This window comes from Actinosynnema sp. NPDC023794, assembly GCF_040639675.1.
Classification (GTDB): domain Bacteria; phylum Actinomycetota; class Actinomycetes; order Mycobacteriales; family Pseudonocardiaceae; genus Actinosynnema; species Actinosynnema luteola.
The window spans coordinates 383,686-397,488 of the sequence record NZ_JBFAFR010000003.1 but is presented as its reverse complement, the minus strand read 5'-3'; the positions used below and the strand labels follow the sequence as shown (position 1 = coordinate 397,488).

Here is a 13,803-nt window from a genome sequence, read left to right as displayed (position 1 = left end):
CCGTGGGAGGAGCGAGCGCCGTGGCCCTCCGCCTCGCCCGCCTGGCCCTGCTCGTCGGGCTCCTGGCCCTGGTCGGGCTCGCCAGCGTCGCCATCGGCGCGAAGGACATCCCGATCGCGGACGTCTGGCACGCGTTGACCGCGCCGACGGGGCTGGAGAACGACCTCGTCGTCCGCGAACTGCGGGTGCCGCGCACGTTGCTCGGCATCGCGGTCGGTGTCGCGCTGGGCGTCGGCGGCGCGCTGATGCAGGGTCACACCCGCAACCCGCTGGCCGACCCGGGCATCCTCGGCGTCACGCAGGGCGCGGCGTTCGCGGTCGTGCTGTCGATCTTCACGCTGGGCGTGACCAGCCTCTACGGGTACGTGTGGTTCGCGTTCGGCGGCGCGCTCGTGGCCAGCGTCGTGGTGTTCCTGCTGGGGTCGGGGCGCACCGGGCCGACGCCGGTGACGTTGGCGTTGGCCGGCGCGGCGGTGAGCGCGCTCATGCACGGCCTGGTGTCCGCGATCGTGCTGCTGGACCGGCAGAGCCTCGACGCGTTCCGGTTCTGGCAGGTCGGCGGCATCGCCGGGCGCGACCTCGTCGTGCTGTGGCAGGTGCTGCCGTTCCTGGTGCTCGGGCTCGTGCTGGCGGCGGCCAACGCGCCCGGGCTGAACGCGCTGGCGCTGGGTGACGACGTGGCCAGGTCGCTGGGGCAGCGGGTGGCGGCGACCAGGGTCGTCGGCGTGGTCGCGACGACGTTGCTGGTGGGCGGCGCGGTGGCGGCGTGCGGGCCGATCGGGTTCCTCGGGCTCGTCGTGCCGCACGCGGCACGGGCGCTGACCGGGCCGGACCACCGGTGGCTGCTGCCGTTCGCCGGGGTGATCGGCGCGATCGTGCTGCTGGTCGCGGACGTCGTCGGACGGGTCGTGACGAGGCCGGGCGAGCTGGAGGTCGGTGTCGTGATGGCGCTGGTCGGCGCGCCGTTCTTCATCGCCCTGGTGCGGCGGCGGAAGCTGGTGAAGCTGTGAAGGGCGTCGTGGACGGGGCGGTCCTGAACAGGGGTTTCCGGGTCGGACCCGTGTCGGGGCCGCTGCGGTGGCGGCCGGTCGCCGTGGTGGTCGTCGGGCTGGCGCTGCTGGTGCTCGCGGGTGCGGTGAGCGTCGCCCGCGGCGACTTCCCGATCCCGCTGGGGCAGGTGTTCGACGTGCTGCTGGGCGGCGGGCAGCGCGGGCAGCGGTTCATCGTGCTGGACCTGCGGCTGCCGCGGGCGCTGACCGGGGTGTTCGTGGGCGCGGCGCTCGGCGTGGCGGGCGCGGTCTTCCAGTCGGTCGCGCGCAACCCGTTGGCGAGCCCGGACATCCTCGGCGTCACGTGGGGCGCGGGGGCGGGCGCGGTCACCGTGATCACGTTCGCCGGGTCGATGGGCGCGGTCGGCGGGACGATGGCGACGGTCGGCGTGCCGCTGGCGGCGCTGGGCGGCGGGCTGCTGGCCGGGCTGCTGGTCCACGGGCTGGCGTGGCGTCGGGGGATCGAGGGGTTCCGGCTGGTGCTCGTCGGCATCGGCGTCTCGGCCGTGACCGGCAACTTCACCCACTACCTGCTGACCGTCGGCGACGTGACCGACGCGGCGCGGGTGATGGTGTGGATCACCGGCAGCCTGAACGGGCGCGGGTGGGAGCACGTCGTGCCGGTCGGGCTGGCGCTGGCGGTGCTGATCCCGGCGGCCCTGGTCGGCTCGCGGCTGCTGGGCGCGCTGCAGTTCGACGACGACACCGTGCGCGGGCTCGGTGTGCGGCTCAACGGGGCGCGCAGCGTGATGCTGCTGATCGCGGTCGTGCTGGCGGCCGTGGCCACGGCTTCGGCCGGACCGGTGGCGTTCGTGGCGCTGGCGTCGCCGCAGATCGCGCTGCGGGTGGCCGGGACCGCCACGCCGCCGCTGCTCGGGTCGGCCGTGGTCGGTGGGCTGCTGGTGGTCGTGTCGGACCTGGTCGCGCGGCTCGCGTTCGGAGGGTTCGAGCTGCCGGTCGGCGTGGTGACGGCGGTGCTCGGCGCTCCTTATCTGATGTACCTGCTCGTCCGCAGTCGCCGGGAGGCACGGGTATGACCGCTGTTCGGCTGCAGGCGCAGTCGCTGTCCGTGGGGTACGGGGAGCGGCTGGTGGTGTCCGAGCTGGATCTGGACGTGCTGTCCGGTTCGGTGACGGCGGTGATCGGGCCCAACGGGTGCGGCAAGTCGACGTTGCTGCGCGCTCTGGGGCGGCTGCTGCCCGCGCGTTCGGGCGCGGTGGTGCTGGACGGCAAGCGGATCGACCGGACGCCGACCCGTGAGGTGGCGAAGGTGCTGGCGATGCTGCCGCAGTCGCCGCAGGCGCCCGAGGGGTTGACCGTGGCCGAGCTGGTGGCGCGCGGGCGGCACCCGCACCAGGCGTGGTACCGGCAGTGGTCGCCGGAGGACGAGGCGGCGGTGGCCTCGGCCCTGGAGATGACGGGTATGGCGGAGCTGGCCGACCGGACCGTGGACGAGCTGTCCGGCGGGCAGCGGCAGCGGGCGTGGATCTCGATGGCGCTGGCGCAGGGCACCGACCTGCTGCTGCTGGATGAGCCGACGACCTACCTGGACCTGGCGCACCAGGTCGACGTGCTGGACCTCGTGCACCGGCTGCACCGGGACTTCGGCCGGACGGTGGTGATGGTCCTGCACGACCTGAACCTGGCCGCCCGTTACGCGGACCGCCTGGTCGCGATGAAGGACGGCCGGATCGTCGTGTCCGGCGCCCCGTCCGACGTGCTGACCGAGCCGAACCTGCTGGACGTCTTCGGCCTGGCCGCCCGCGTCGTCCCCGACCCCGTCTCCGACACCCCTCTGGTCATCCCCATCGGCCACCACCACCACTAACCCGCGTGTCGAACCCTCCCGTCCCGCGTGTCGAACGCTCAGGACCCCTGAATTCAACGTTCAGGACGCGGACGGCTGACCTGAGTGTCGAACTCGGGGGTCCTGGAGGTTCGACACGCGGGGCCTGAGGGTTCGACACGCGGGCGCTGGAGGTTCGACACGCGCGGGTCAGCAGGTGCGGGGGCAGGTGGCGCAGGCGTCGGCGTTCGGCAGCACGAAGTGGAAGCAGCAGCTCTCGCGGCGGCGGGTCCAGCCCGTGTCCGTCGCCTTCAGGGTCGACGCCGACGTGAACGGGTCGAGCTTGGCCGGCAGCAGCAGCGCCGCGTCCATCACGCCCGCCGTCTCGTCGCCGCACAGCTGACCCGCCGTCCACGCCGCGCTGTCCAGCGCGTCCGTGGCCGCCGCCCACAGCATCCGCCGCCCCAGCCGCACGGTCGGCCCGAACGCGCCCACGAACTGCGCGCTGTGCGCCGCGAACCGGGCCCTCAGCAACGCCGCCAACGCCGTCTCGTCGGCCACCGCCGTCGCCGCCGGGTGGTCGCCCTCCGGGTCGTCAGGCAGGCACGCGAACTCGTCGTTCAACAACGCCACGCCCACCACGTGCGGCCGGCCAGCGGCCGCCACCTTGATCGCCACGTCGGCCGGCCGCAGCGACGGCACCCGCCGCGCGGTGTGGAACAGCAGCCCGCCCAGCACGCCGACGACGTTGAGGTACCAGCTCATGACGTACCCGGCCGTGGTGCGCTCGGGCGCCTCGCCGTGCTGCTCCCGCAGCCACTCCGCCAGCGCCTTGCGCCACGCGTCGAACCGCTGCGGCTCGCCGGTGAACTCCGAGCACAGGACCCAGTCGCCACGCTCGGCCGGCAGCCCGAACCGCATCTCGAAACCCTCGTACAGCGACACCTGCCCGAGCGTCCGCGCGACGGGGGTCGTCACGTCGCACACCGTCGTCCGCGCCGGTACGGTCATGTCCAGAAGGTCCTCGTCGGTTCGAGATGTCGCGTGGGGTTGAGGCTTGCCTAACCTTACCGAGGTTCCCCTAACTTGCACCGCCTCGGTGACCCCGGTCACCCCCGGTGTCGCCGAACGGCTGAATGTTCGCGCTCAGCGGACAACGTCCGTTCCGTGGAATCCCGCTGGCAGATCACGCGTTGATACCGATGTCAGAGATCCCCGAAGACGGCTGCCTGCGATCGGGAACTGAGAGTGTCGGGGCTGACGACTACAGTGGTCCCACGGTGCCGCGCTCTCCAACGGTCAGCCAGACGGTCGGCCAGGGGTGAGCCCGAGGACCGCCGGCGCAGCAGTCAGGGAGTGCGAATGTTCGAAAGGTTCACCGACCGCGCGAGGCGGGTGGTTGTCCTGGCCCAAGAAGAGGCCCGGATGCTCAACCACAACTACATCGGCACCGAGCACATCCTCCTGGGGTTGATCCACGAGGGTGAAGGTGTCGCCGCCAAGGCGCTGGAGTCGTTGGGGATCGCGCTGGAGGGCGTCCGCCAGCAGGTCGAAGAGATCATCGGCCAGGGTCAGCAGGCCCCATCCGGCCACATCCCCTTCACCCCGCGCGCCAAGAAGGTGCTCGAGCTGTCACTGCGCGAAGCGCTGCAGCTCGGACACAACTACATCGGCACGGAGCACATCCTGCTCGGCCTGATCCGCGAGGGCGAGGGCGTCGCCGCGCAGGTGCTGGTCAAGCTCGGCGCGGACCTCAACCGGGTGCGCCAGCAGGTCCTCCAGCTCCTGTCCGGCTACTCCGGCGGCAAGGAGCCGGCCGAGTCCGGCGGCCGCGGTGAGGGCACCCCGTCCTCGTCCCTGGTCCTCGACCAGTTCGGGCGCAACCTGACCGCCAGCGCGCGGGAGGGCAAGCTCGACCCGGTGATCGGGCGCACCAAGGAGATCGAGCGGGTCATGCAGGTGCTGTCCCGCCGCACCAAGAACAACCCGGTCCTGATCGGCGAGCCCGGCGTGGGCAAGACCGCCGTCGTCGAGGGCTTGGCCCAGATGGTGGTCAAGGGCGAGGTGCCCGAGACGCTGAAGGACAAGCAGCTCTACACGCTGGACCTGGGTTCGCTGGTCGCGGGCTCGCGCTACCGCGGTGACTTCGAAGAGCGCCTGAAGAAGGTGCTCAAGGAGATCCGCACGCGCGGCGACATCATCCTGTTCATCGACGAGATCCACACCCTGGTGGGCGCCGGCGCCGCCGAGGGCGCGATCGACGCCGCGTCGATCCTCAAGCCCATGCTGGCCCGGGGCGAGCTCCAGACCATCGGCGCGACCACCCTCGACGAGTACCGCAAGTACGTCGAGAAGGACCCCGCCCTGGAGCGCCGGTTCCAGCCGATCCAGGTCGGCGAGCCGTCGCTGGAGCACACGATCGAGATCCTCAAGGGTCTGCGGGACCGGTACGAGGCGCACCACCGCGTCTCGATCACCGACTCCGCGCTGGTCGCGGCCGCCACGCTGGCCGACCGGTACATCAACGACCGGTTCCTGCCGGACAAGGCGATCGACCTCATCGACGAGGCGGGCGCGCGGATGCGCATCCGCCGGATGACCGCGCCGCCGGACCTGCGCGAGTTCGACGAGAAGATCGCCGACGTGCGCCGGGACAAGGAGTCCGCGATCGACGCGCAGGACTTCGAGCGCGCCGCGAAGCTCCGCGACCAGGAGAAGACGCTGCTGGGCCAGAAGGCCGAGCGGGAGAAGCAGTGGAAGGACGGCGACCTCGACGTCGTCGCCGAGGTGGACGACGAGCAGATCGCCGAGGTGCTGGCGAACTGGACCGGCATCCCCGTGTTCAAGCTCACCGAGGAGGAGACCACGCGTCTGCTCCGCATGGAGGACGAGCTGCACAAGCGGATCATCGGCCAGGTCGACGCCGTCAAGGCGGTCAGCCAGGCGATCCGCCGCACGCGGGCTGGTCTGAAGGACCCGAAGCGCCCGTCGGGCTCGTTCATCTTCGCCGGCCCGTCCGGCGTGGGTAAGACCGAGCTGTCGAAGGCGCTGGCGAACTTCCTGTTCGGCGAGGACGACGCCCTGATCCAGATCGACATGGGCGAGTTCCACGACCGCTACACGGCGTCGCGCCTGTTCGGTGCCCCTCCCGGGTACGTCGGCTACGAAGAGGGCGGCCAGCTCACCGAGAAGGTGCGCCGCAAGCCGTTCTCCGTGGTGCTGTTCGACGAGATCGAGAAGGCGCACCAGGAGGTCTACAACACGCTGCTCCAGGTGTTGGAGGACGGCCGCCTGACCGACGGTCAGGGCCGGACGGTGGACTTCAAGAACACCGTCATCATCTTCACGTCCAACCTGGGCACGTCGGACATCAGCAAGGCCGTGGGCTTGGGCTTCACCTCGGGTCAGGACACCGCGTCCAACTACGAGCGCATGAAGAACAAGGTCAACGACGAGCTGAAGAAGCACTTCCGGCCCGAGTTCCTCAACCGCATCGACGACATCATCGTCTTCCACCAGCTCACGCAGGACGAGATCATCAAGATGGTGGACCTGATGATCGCCCGCGTCGAGACGCAGTTGAAGAACAAGGACATGGCGATCGAGCTCACCGATCGCGCGAAGAAGCTGCTGGCCAAGCGCGGGTTCGACCCCGTGCTGGGCGCCCGGCCGCTGCGTCGCACGATCCAGCGCGAGATCGAGGACCAGCTGTCGGAGAAGATCCTGTTCGGGGAGATCCAGCCCGGCCAGATCATCATCACCGACGTCGAGGGCTGGGACGGCGAGTCCGAGGCCGACGACAAGGCGCACTTCACCTTCCGCGGCGAGACCAAGCCGCTGCAGGTGCCGGACGCCCCGCCGGTCGACCTGGCCGCCTCCGGTGGCGACTCGGGCGGCGACTCGGACTCCGAGTCCGCCTGATGTGACGATCGACCGACACGCCCCCCGGGTTCGCCCGGGGGGCGTGTCGCGTTCCGGGAGGTCGGTCAGCTGGGTCGGACCGGGTCAGCGGAGGTCGGCGCCGGGTCAGTGCAGGGTGCCGGCGGTGACGCGCAGGTCGGTGGACGTGGTCAGCGACGTGTGGACGATCAGCTCCAGCGCCCGCGCCGTGGTGGCGACGGGCAGGCTGGGGTGGCCGCCTGCCTCGGCCTGCTCCGGCGAGAACGGCACGTGCGCGAACCCGCCGCGCACGTCCGGGTGCCCGGTCGCGATCAGGTGCATGAGGCCGTAGAACACGTGGTTGCACACGAACGTGCCCGCCGAGTGCGACACCGACGCCGGGATGCCCTCGGCCTCCAACGCCGCCACGCACGCCTTCACCGGCAGCCCGGTGAAGTACGCCGCGGGCCCGCCGGGCACGACCGGCTCGTCGAGGGGCCGCGCGCCCGCGTTGTCCGGGATCCGGGCGTCGTCCAGGTTCACCGCCACGCGCTCCGGCGTGATCCCGACCCGTCCACCCGCCTGCCCGACGCACACGACGAGGTCGTAGCGGCGGGCGGCGAGGGCGTCGCGCAGCACGGCGATCGACTCGCCGAACACGCACGGCAGGCGCACCGTCGTCAGGCGGTAACCGTCCGGTCGCACCGCGTCGACCGCGTCCCACGACGGGTTGGTGCGCTCCCCGCCGAACGGCTCGAACCCCGTCAGCAAAACGTCCACTCGGGCAGACTAGATCGCGTGGTCGACATCGAGGAACGCCGCACCAGGCGCAAGGGGACGACGTTCCTGCTGGTGGTGGCGGCCATCGCGTTCCTGCTCGCGGCGCTCACCCGGCTGCTCGGCATCGACGGCACCCGGTACATGGTCGCCACGACCGCCCTCACGCCCTACTTCACGGCGGCGGGCGTGGCGCTGGGCGCGCTGGCGCTGCTGCTGCGGCGCTGGGCGGTCGGCACGGTGACGTTGCTGGTCGCGGTGGTGCTGGTGGCGGCGGTCGCGCCGCGGGCGTTCCCCGACTCACGGCCGGTCGGCGTCGGGCAGGAGGTCACCGTGATGGCGGCGAACCTGCTGGTCGGCAAGGCCGAGGCGGAGGCGGTCGTGGCGGCGGTGAGGGCGCACGACGTCGACGTGCTCACGGTGCAGGAGCTGACCCCGGAGATGGTGCGCGACTTCGAGCGCGCGGGCCTGCACGAGGTGCTGCCCTACCGGCACTTCCTGGACGAGCCGGGCGGCTCCGGGTCCGGCATCGCGTCCCGCCACCCGGTGTTCCCGCGCACGCTCACGCCGCCCAGCACGTTGCGCCAGGCGGGCGCGCTGGTCGACGTGCCCGGTGAGGACCTGGAGGTGCTGTCCGTGCACCCGCTGCCGCCGGTGGTCGACGCCGGGCCGGAGAGCTGGCAGCGCGACATGGCAGGGCTGCCGGAGAGGGAGCTGGACGGGCCCGTGCGCGTGCTCGCGGGCGACTTCAACGCCACCCTGGACCACGTGGGCCTGCGCCGGCTGCTCAACACCGGTTACGCGGACGCGGCCGACCAGGTGGGCGCGGGTCTGGACCCGACCTGGCCGGCCGGCGCGTTGTGGCCGCCGCCGGTGGCCATCGACCACGTCCTGGTCGACGAGCGGTGCCCGGTGGAGGAGTTCACCGTGGTCGACATCCCCGGCTCGGACCACCGGGCCGTGGTCACCCGATTCGTCGTGCCAGCTCGGTGATCGCCGCCAACGCGCCCATCGGCAACGACACACCGCGCCCGTGCCGGACCTCCGGCTCGCGCGGGTTGATCCTGATCAACGCGCCCGACGCGGCACTGGCCAGCTCCGCCTGACGCCGCACGGTCGGCACCGCGACACCCGCCCCGAGTTCCAGCACGGCGATGTTCCGGTGCCCGCGCCGCCACTGCGCCAGGGCGTCCAACGCCTTCTGCGACGGCCCGCCGAGCCAGGACCAGTCGCCGAACATGAGGATGTTCGGCCTCGCCAGCCCGCCGCAGTTGCGGCACGACGGCAGCGGCCCGGTCGCGCGCATCGACTCGGGGTCCACGTCCACCACGACGTCGTCGGCGGGCCACACGTCGTCCGTGCACGGCTCCACGCACTGCAGGTGGTGGATCGACCCGTGCACCTCGGCCACGTCGGCGAACCCGGCGCGCTGGAACTGGCCGTCCACGTTCGACGTGAACACCCGCGCGCCCCACTCCCGCAGCACGCGGAACCCGTCGTGCGGCACCGTGCGCCGGTACAGGTCGAGCCGGTGCCCGTAGAAGCCCCACGCGAGCGTCGGGTCCTCCGCGAAGTGCACCGGGTCGGCGAGTTCCTCGAACCGCAGCCCGAGCCGCTCGTAGGGCGGGTACGCCTGCCAGAAGCCGGTCGCGCCGCGGAAGTCGGGCAGGCCGGAGTCGACGCCCATCCCCGCGCCCGCGCACACCAGCACCGCGTCGGCGGAGGAGATCAGCTCCGCCGCGCGGTCGAGCGCCTCGTTCACCCTCCCGGGATCACTTCTTCGCTTCGGAGCTGAGCACGACCTCGAACTCCAGCAGGTCCGACCCGGTGCCGACCGGCTTGGCGCGCTCGCCCGAGTGCGCCTCCTTGGCCCGGCCGCCCATCCAGTTCTGGAAGTCCTCTTCGGTCTCCCACTGCGTGACCACGAAGTACCGGTCGTCGCCCTTGACCGGCCGCAGGAGCTGGAAGCCGAGGAAGCCGGGCTCGGAGTCCACCGCGCCCAGTCGCGCGGCGAACCGCTTCTCCAGCTCCGGGCCCGAGCCGTCGGGCACGTGGATCGCATTGATCTTCACAACCGCCATGCCCCGACGTTACTGCGCCGCGGCCGGTTCCGTCTCGTGGCGGGCCCGGTGCGCGCGGACCTTGTGCCTGTTGCCGCACCGCTCCATCGAGCACCAGCGGCGGTTGCCCGCGCGGGAGGCGTCCACGAAGAGCAGGCCGCAGTCGGCCGCCGAGCACGCCCGCACGCCGCCGTGCGCGACGAGCTCGACCGCGTCACGGGCCGCCGCGCCGAGCACCTGCGTGCCGGTGATCGGCCGGGCCCAGGTGAGCGTGCGCGTGCGCGGGTCGACGACCGGCCGCGGCGTCTCGGCGGTGGCCGCGTTCACGACCTCCAGGCCCTCCGCCGGCAGGTCGGCGCCCCGGACCATCGCCCGCGCGATCCCCCAGAACGCGTCGCGCAGCCGCTTCACCGCGACCAGCTCGGCTTCGGTGACGCGCACGTCGGCCGCGGTGAACGGCGCGGTCGCGGCGAGGCGCGAGTCGACCAGCCACGCGGCCAGGTCGTCCGGCCCGTGCAGCGCCTCGAACACCCGCAGCTCGTCCGGGCCACCGCTGACCAGCAGTTCCATCGCGAAGCTGCCGGGGTCGAAGCGGAAGCTCTGCCCGTCCGGGCGGGTCAGCGTCCTCGTCCACGTGGCCACGTAACCACTGTAGCCGGTTTCACCGGCAGGTCGGGGAAGTCACCGGCGCAGCGGACCCGGGTACAGGAACTCGTCGGCGGGCGCCTCGTCGCCGCGGAACCACGCGGTGAAGAACGCGTCCAGGTCCTGCCCCGACACCTGCTCCGCGTGCGCCTCGAACTCCGGCCACGACGCGTTGCCGTCCCGGTTCGCCGCCGTCCACTCCTTGACCACGCGGTCGAACGCCGGGTCGCCGATCTGGCGGCGCAACGCGTGAAGAGCCAGCTGCCCCTTGTCGTAGACGCCGCGGAACTCGTTGCCGCGGCCCATGTCGTAGAGCTTGCGGCCCCAGTACGTCTCGCGGTCGGCGACCCGCTCGACCTCGGCGAGGTAGCGGTCGTCCAGGTCGACGCCCTGCTTGGCCTCCGCCCACAGCCACTGGGCGTAGGAGGCGAAGCACTCGTTCAGGCAGATGTCGGCCCAGTTCTCCAGGCTCACCGAGTCGCCGAACCACTGGTGCGCCTGCTCGTGCACGACGGTGTCGAGGTCGGCCCAGCCCGCGTAGATGGGCCTGGTCTGGGTCTCGAGCGAGAAGCCGATGTCGTCGGCCAGGAAGATCCCGCCCGCCGAGGAGAACGGGTAGGGCCCGAACTTCTCCGACAGGAACGCGAGCACCTCGGGCAGCCGCTCCTGGTGCCGCCTGCCGTCCTCCGCTCCCGGCGCGTAGGCGTCCACCACGGGCGTGCCGTCGGGCAGCGTCGACCGCTCGACGGTCCACCGGTCGATCGCGATCGTGGTCAGGTAGGTGGCCATCGGCTGCTCGGCGACCCAGCGGAACGACGTCCAGCCGTCGGCGGTGGTGGAGCCGCCCTCGACGCCGTTGGAGATCACCGACCAGCCCTCCGGCACGCGTGCGGTCAGCGCGAACGACGCCTTGTCGCGCGGGGTGTCGTTGGCGGGGAACCAGGTGGTCGCCGAGTGCGGCTCGCCCGCCGCGAACGCGCCGCCGGACGAGGAGATCTGCCAGCCGCTGCGGCCCAGCGCGCGGTCCTCGAACAGGGTCGGCTCGCCGCCGTACCGGACGGTGGTGGTGAACTCCTCGGCGGCGGCCAGGGGCGCTCCGGGCGTGACGACCAGCTCGTGGTCGCCCTCCTGGCGGTAGTCGGCCGCCTGGTCGCGCACGTCGACGCCGGAGACCTTCAGCGCGTGCAGGTCGAGGTTGAACCGGGACAGGTCGGCGGTCGCCCTGGCGGTGATCTTCGCGACCCCGTCCAGCCGCTTCGTCGCCGGGTCGTAGGTGACCGACACGTCGTACGCGCTGACGTCGTAGCCGGTGTTGCCGTCCTGCGGGTAGTACGCGTCGCCCGCGCCGTCGCCGCCCTCGGCGTTCACCGCGGGAGGGGTGGTCGCGGGCGGCGTCGTCGGCGTCGCGGTCGGCTGGTCCCTCGGCAGCCTGGCCACCACGATCCCGGCCACCACCAGCACCACGATGACGACGATCAGGTACGGGCGCGCCTTGGGACTGATGGCCATGCCGACATGATGCACGCATGAGCGTTGCGGAGTTCGGGGGATCGGGGCAGGGCATCCTGCTGCTCCACGGCCTGATGAGCCGGGCGAGCACGTGGTGGACGGTCGCGCAGTGGCTCAAGCCGTACGGGCGCGTGGTGGCGCCGGACGCACGCGGGCACGGCCGCAACCCGGTGCGGGGGCCGTACCGGACGGAGGACTTCGTCGCCGACGCGGCCGAGGTGATCGAGCGGCACGACCTCGCGCCCGCCGTGGTGATCGGGCACTCGATGGGCGGGTTGCACGCGTGGGCGCTCGCCGCGACCCGGCCCGACCTGGTGCGCGCGGTCGTGGCCGAGGACGTCGTGCCGGACAACCGCGGTCGCACGGTGGAGGAGTGGAGGTGGTACTTCGACTCGTGGCCGCCTGCGTTCGAGTCCCTGGCGCACGTGCGGACGGTCGTGGACGTGCCGCGGGTGGAGGAGATGTTCGAGGAGCGCGAGGACGGTTGGCGCCTCATCGCGCACCTGCCCGACCTGTACGAGATCGCCTCCGAGTGGGGCGAGCGGGCGTACTGGGACCACGTGGACGCGATCCGGTGCCCGATGCTCGTGGTCGAGGCGGGTCGCGGCGGGCTGCGCGCCGGGCAGATGGCCGAGGTGGCGCGGCGGACCGGTGCGGCGCACCTGGTGGTGCCGGAGTCCGGGCACGTCGTGCACGACGAGGCGCCGGAGGTCTACCGGGGCGCGGTGGAGGCGTTCCTGAGCGGGTCGATCGACCCGGTCTGAGTGTCCACGATCGCCATCTCGCGGGTCTTGGCGCGGATCGGCGTGATCGGGTGCAGCTCGGCGAACGCGGCCTTCACGTCGGCGTCCTCGCCGTCGACCAGCGCGCAGTGCGGCACCCAGTTGCCCGGCAGGTGCCGGCTGTCGGGGTGCTTCACGCGGCTCGCGAGGACGTCGTGCACGGCCGAGTGCACGGCCAGCAGCTCGGCGTCGACGACCGCGCCGAGCTGGAGCCTGCCGTCCGCGGCGCTGAGGGTGTGCAGCCAGACGTCGGGCAGCCACAGCCGGGACAGGTCCTCGCGCAGCTCGGCGCGCACCTTCGGCCCGATCGCGCCCGCCGCCGCGTAGGTCAGGTGGGGCGGCAGCTCGAACCTCGCGCCGATCCGCCGCCACAGCGACCGCACGGCCTGGTCGGCCTCGGCGTCGAAGAACACCACGAGCGCGTGCACGGGTCAGTGCTCCCCGGGCAGCGCGAACAGACCCTCGGTCGTCTGCTCGACCAGGCCGTCGACGAGCAGCGAGTGCAGGCACCGGTCCCGCTGGCCCGCGTCCGACCAGACCACGTCGAGCCGGGTCTTCGCCACGGGTTCGCTGGTGCCGCGCAGCACGTCCAGCAGCAGGCCGCGCACCTGCCGGTCGGTGCCCGCGAACTTCTGCACGACCTTGGCCGGGCCGTCGTACGCGGGGCGGCCGTTGAGCTGCCACGCGCACGCGTCGAACACGGGGCAGTCGGCGCACTTGGGCGCGCGGGCCGTGCAGACGAGCGCGCCCAGCTCCATCAGGGCGGCGGAGTAGACCGCGGCCCGCGCCTCCTCTTCGGGGAGGAGGGCTTCGACGTCCTTCATGTCCTTGGTGGTGGACGGCGGACCGGCGTCGCCCGCGCCGTGCACGGCCCGTGCCACGACGCGGCGGACGTTCGTGTCGACCACCGGGCACCGCTGCCCGTAGGCGAACGCCGCGACCGCCCGCGCCGTGTACGCGCCGATGCCCGGCAGGGCGAGGAGGGTGTCCACGTCGCTCGGGACGACGTCGTCGTGCTGCTCGGCGATGGCCTGCGCGGCGGCGTGCAGCCGGAGGGCGCGGCGCGGGTAGCCCAGCTTGCCCCAGGCCCGCACCACCTCGCCCTGGCTCGCCCCGGCCATCGCCGACGGCGTCGGCCAGCGGGCCAGCCACTCGTGCCAGATGGGTTCGACCCGCGCGACGGGGGTCTGCTGCAGCATGATCTCGCTGACCAGCACGCCCCACGCCGTGCACTCCGGCCGTCGCCAGGGCAGGTCGCGGGCGGTGTCGGCGAACCAGTCGAGGAGGAGCTCGGCGTCCAGGCTCATAGCGCCGCA

General features: G+C 72.4%; 14 protein-coding genes. 6 read left to right on the top strand and 8 right to left on the bottom strand.

The window, feature by feature from the left end:
* The first annotated feature begins 20 nt into the window (after positions 1–20).
* From AB0H12_RS10440 to AB0H12_RS10430, 3 genes are read left to right on the top strand one after another with little or no spacing between them, the layout of a single operon-like run.
* Positions 21–1,010, top strand: coding sequence for a FecCD family ABC transporter permease (locus AB0H12_RS10440; RefSeq protein WP_499622343.1), 990 nt, complete (start codon positions 21–23; stop codon positions 1,008–1,010).
* Positions 1,007–2,086 (top strand): FecCD family ABC transporter permease, encoded by a 1,080-nt coding sequence (locus AB0H12_RS10435; RefSeq protein ID WP_499622342.1) that lies wholly within the window; start codon positions 1,007–1,009, stop codon positions 2,084–2,086. Before AB0H12_RS10440 ends, AB0H12_RS10435 begins: the two co-directional genes overlap by 4 nt.
* Positions 2,083–2,877 carry an ABC transporter ATP-binding protein gene (locus AB0H12_RS10430; RefSeq protein WP_499622340.1) on the top strand — a complete coding sequence of 265 codons (795 nt, stop codon included), beginning with the start codon at positions 2,083–2,085 and terminating at the stop codon, positions 2,875–2,877. Before AB0H12_RS10435 ends, AB0H12_RS10430 begins: the two co-directional genes overlap by 4 nt.
* Positions 2,878–3,045: 168 nt before the next feature.
* On the opposite strand, the gene AB0H12_RS10425 is transcribed toward AB0H12_RS10430, so the two are convergent.
* Positions 3,046–3,846 carry a (2Fe-2S)-binding protein gene (locus AB0H12_RS10425; protein ID WP_499622339.1) on the bottom strand — a complete coding sequence of 267 codons (801 nt, stop codon included), beginning with the start codon at positions 3,844–3,846 and terminating at the stop codon, positions 3,046–3,048.
* Positions 3,847–4,197: 351 nt separating this feature from the next.
* Between AB0H12_RS10425 and AB0H12_RS10420 the strand changes: the two genes are divergently transcribed.
* Positions 4,198–6,756: an ATP-dependent Clp protease ATP-binding subunit gene (locus AB0H12_RS10420; protein ID WP_499622338.1), complete on the top strand. Its 2,559-nt coding sequence runs from the start codon at positions 4,198–4,200 to the stop codon at positions 6,754–6,756.
* Between the two features lie 105 nt (positions 6,757–6,861).
* Here AB0H12_RS10420 and pcp read toward each other — a convergent pair whose 3' ends face one another.
* Entirely contained in the window at positions 6,862–7,494 is a 633-nt protein-coding gene (gene pcp / locus AB0H12_RS10415) for a pyroglutamyl-peptidase I (RefSeq protein ID WP_499622337.1), read from the bottom strand.
* 18 nt (positions 7,495–7,512) lie between these two features.
* On the opposite strand from pcp, the gene AB0H12_RS10410 reads away from it, so the two are divergent.
* Positions 7,513–8,484, top strand: a complete 972-nt coding sequence (locus AB0H12_RS10410) for an endonuclease/exonuclease/phosphatase family protein (RefSeq protein ID WP_499622336.1) — start codon at positions 7,513–7,515, stop codon at positions 8,482–8,484.
* Here AB0H12_RS10410 and AB0H12_RS10405 read toward each other — a convergent pair.
* From AB0H12_RS10405 to AB0H12_RS10390, 4 genes are read right to left on the bottom strand one after another with little or no spacing between them, the layout of a single operon-like run.
* Complete coding sequence (locus tag AB0H12_RS10405) at positions 8,456–9,253, bottom strand: SIR2 family NAD-dependent protein deacylase (RefSeq protein WP_499622334.1); 798 nt, start codon at positions 9,251–9,253, stop codon at positions 8,456–8,458. The genes AB0H12_RS10410 and AB0H12_RS10405 overlap by 29 nt on opposite strands.
* A 10-nt stretch (positions 9,254–9,263) precedes the next feature.
* Positions 9,264–9,572, bottom strand: a complete 309-nt coding sequence (locus AB0H12_RS10400) for an antibiotic biosynthesis monooxygenase family protein (RefSeq protein ID WP_230569951.1) — start codon at positions 9,570–9,572, stop codon at positions 9,264–9,266.
* A gap of 9 nt (positions 9,573–9,581) precedes the next feature.
* A complete protein-coding gene (locus AB0H12_RS10395; protein WP_499622332.1) occupies positions 9,582–10,193 on the bottom strand; it encodes a CGNR zinc finger domain-containing protein in 612 nt (203 codons plus the stop codon).
* A gap of 39 nt (positions 10,194–10,232) precedes the next feature.
* A complete protein-coding gene (locus AB0H12_RS10390; RefSeq protein WP_499622331.1) occupies positions 10,233–11,705 on the bottom strand; it encodes a M1 family metallopeptidase in 1,473 nt (490 codons plus the stop codon).
* Between the two features lie 17 nt (positions 11,706–11,722).
* On the opposite strand from AB0H12_RS10390, the gene AB0H12_RS10385 reads away from it, so the two are divergent.
* Positions 11,723–12,469, top strand: a complete 747-nt coding sequence (locus tag AB0H12_RS10385) for an alpha/beta fold hydrolase (protein WP_499622329.1) — start codon at positions 11,723–11,725, stop codon at positions 12,467–12,469.
* Here AB0H12_RS10385 and AB0H12_RS10380 read toward each other — a convergent pair.
* The gene (locus AB0H12_RS10380) at positions 12,418–12,915 is read right to left on the bottom strand and encodes a 2'-5' RNA ligase family protein (protein ID WP_499622327.1); all 498 of its coding nucleotides are present in this window, start codon (positions 12,913–12,915) and stop codon (positions 12,418–12,420) included. The two genes, AB0H12_RS10385 and AB0H12_RS10380, sit on opposite strands and share 52 nt — an antisense overlap.
* Positions 12,916–12,918: 3 nt before the next feature.
* Complete coding sequence (locus AB0H12_RS10375; RefSeq protein ID WP_499622325.1) at positions 12,919–13,794, bottom strand: HhH-GPD family protein; 876 nt, start codon at positions 13,792–13,794, stop codon at positions 12,919–12,921.
* Between the last annotated feature and the right edge of the window lie 9 nt (positions 13,795–13,803).

Bases quoted from the DNA above. Each gene is read 5' to 3' on its own strand.
- AB0H12_RS10385 (WP_499622329.1), top strand. From the start codon at position 11,723: ATGAGCGTTGCGGAGTTCGGGGGATCGGGGCAGGGCATCCTGCTGCTC.
- AB0H12_RS10425 (WP_499622339.1), bottom strand. From the start codon at position 3,846: ATGACCGTACCGGCGCGGACGACGGTGTGCGACGTGACGACCCCCGTC.
- AB0H12_RS10375 (WP_499622325.1), bottom strand. From the start codon at position 13,794: ATGAGCCTGGACGCCGAGCTCCTCCTCGACTGGTTCGCCGACACCGCC.
- AB0H12_RS10430 (WP_499622340.1), top strand. From the start codon at position 2,083: ATGACCGCTGTTCGGCTGCAGGCGCAGTCGCTGTCCGTGGGGTACGGG.
- AB0H12_RS10420 (WP_499622338.1), top strand. From the start codon at position 4,198: ATGTTCGAAAGGTTCACCGACCGCGCGAGGCGGGTGGTTGTCCTGGCC.
- AB0H12_RS10390 (WP_499622331.1), bottom strand. From the start codon at position 11,705: ATGGCCATCAGTCCCAAGGCGCGCCCGTACCTGATCGTCGTCATCGTG.
- AB0H12_RS10400 (WP_230569951.1), bottom strand. From the start codon at position 9,572: ATGGCGGTTGTGAAGATCAATGCGATCCACGTGCCCGACGGCTCGGGC.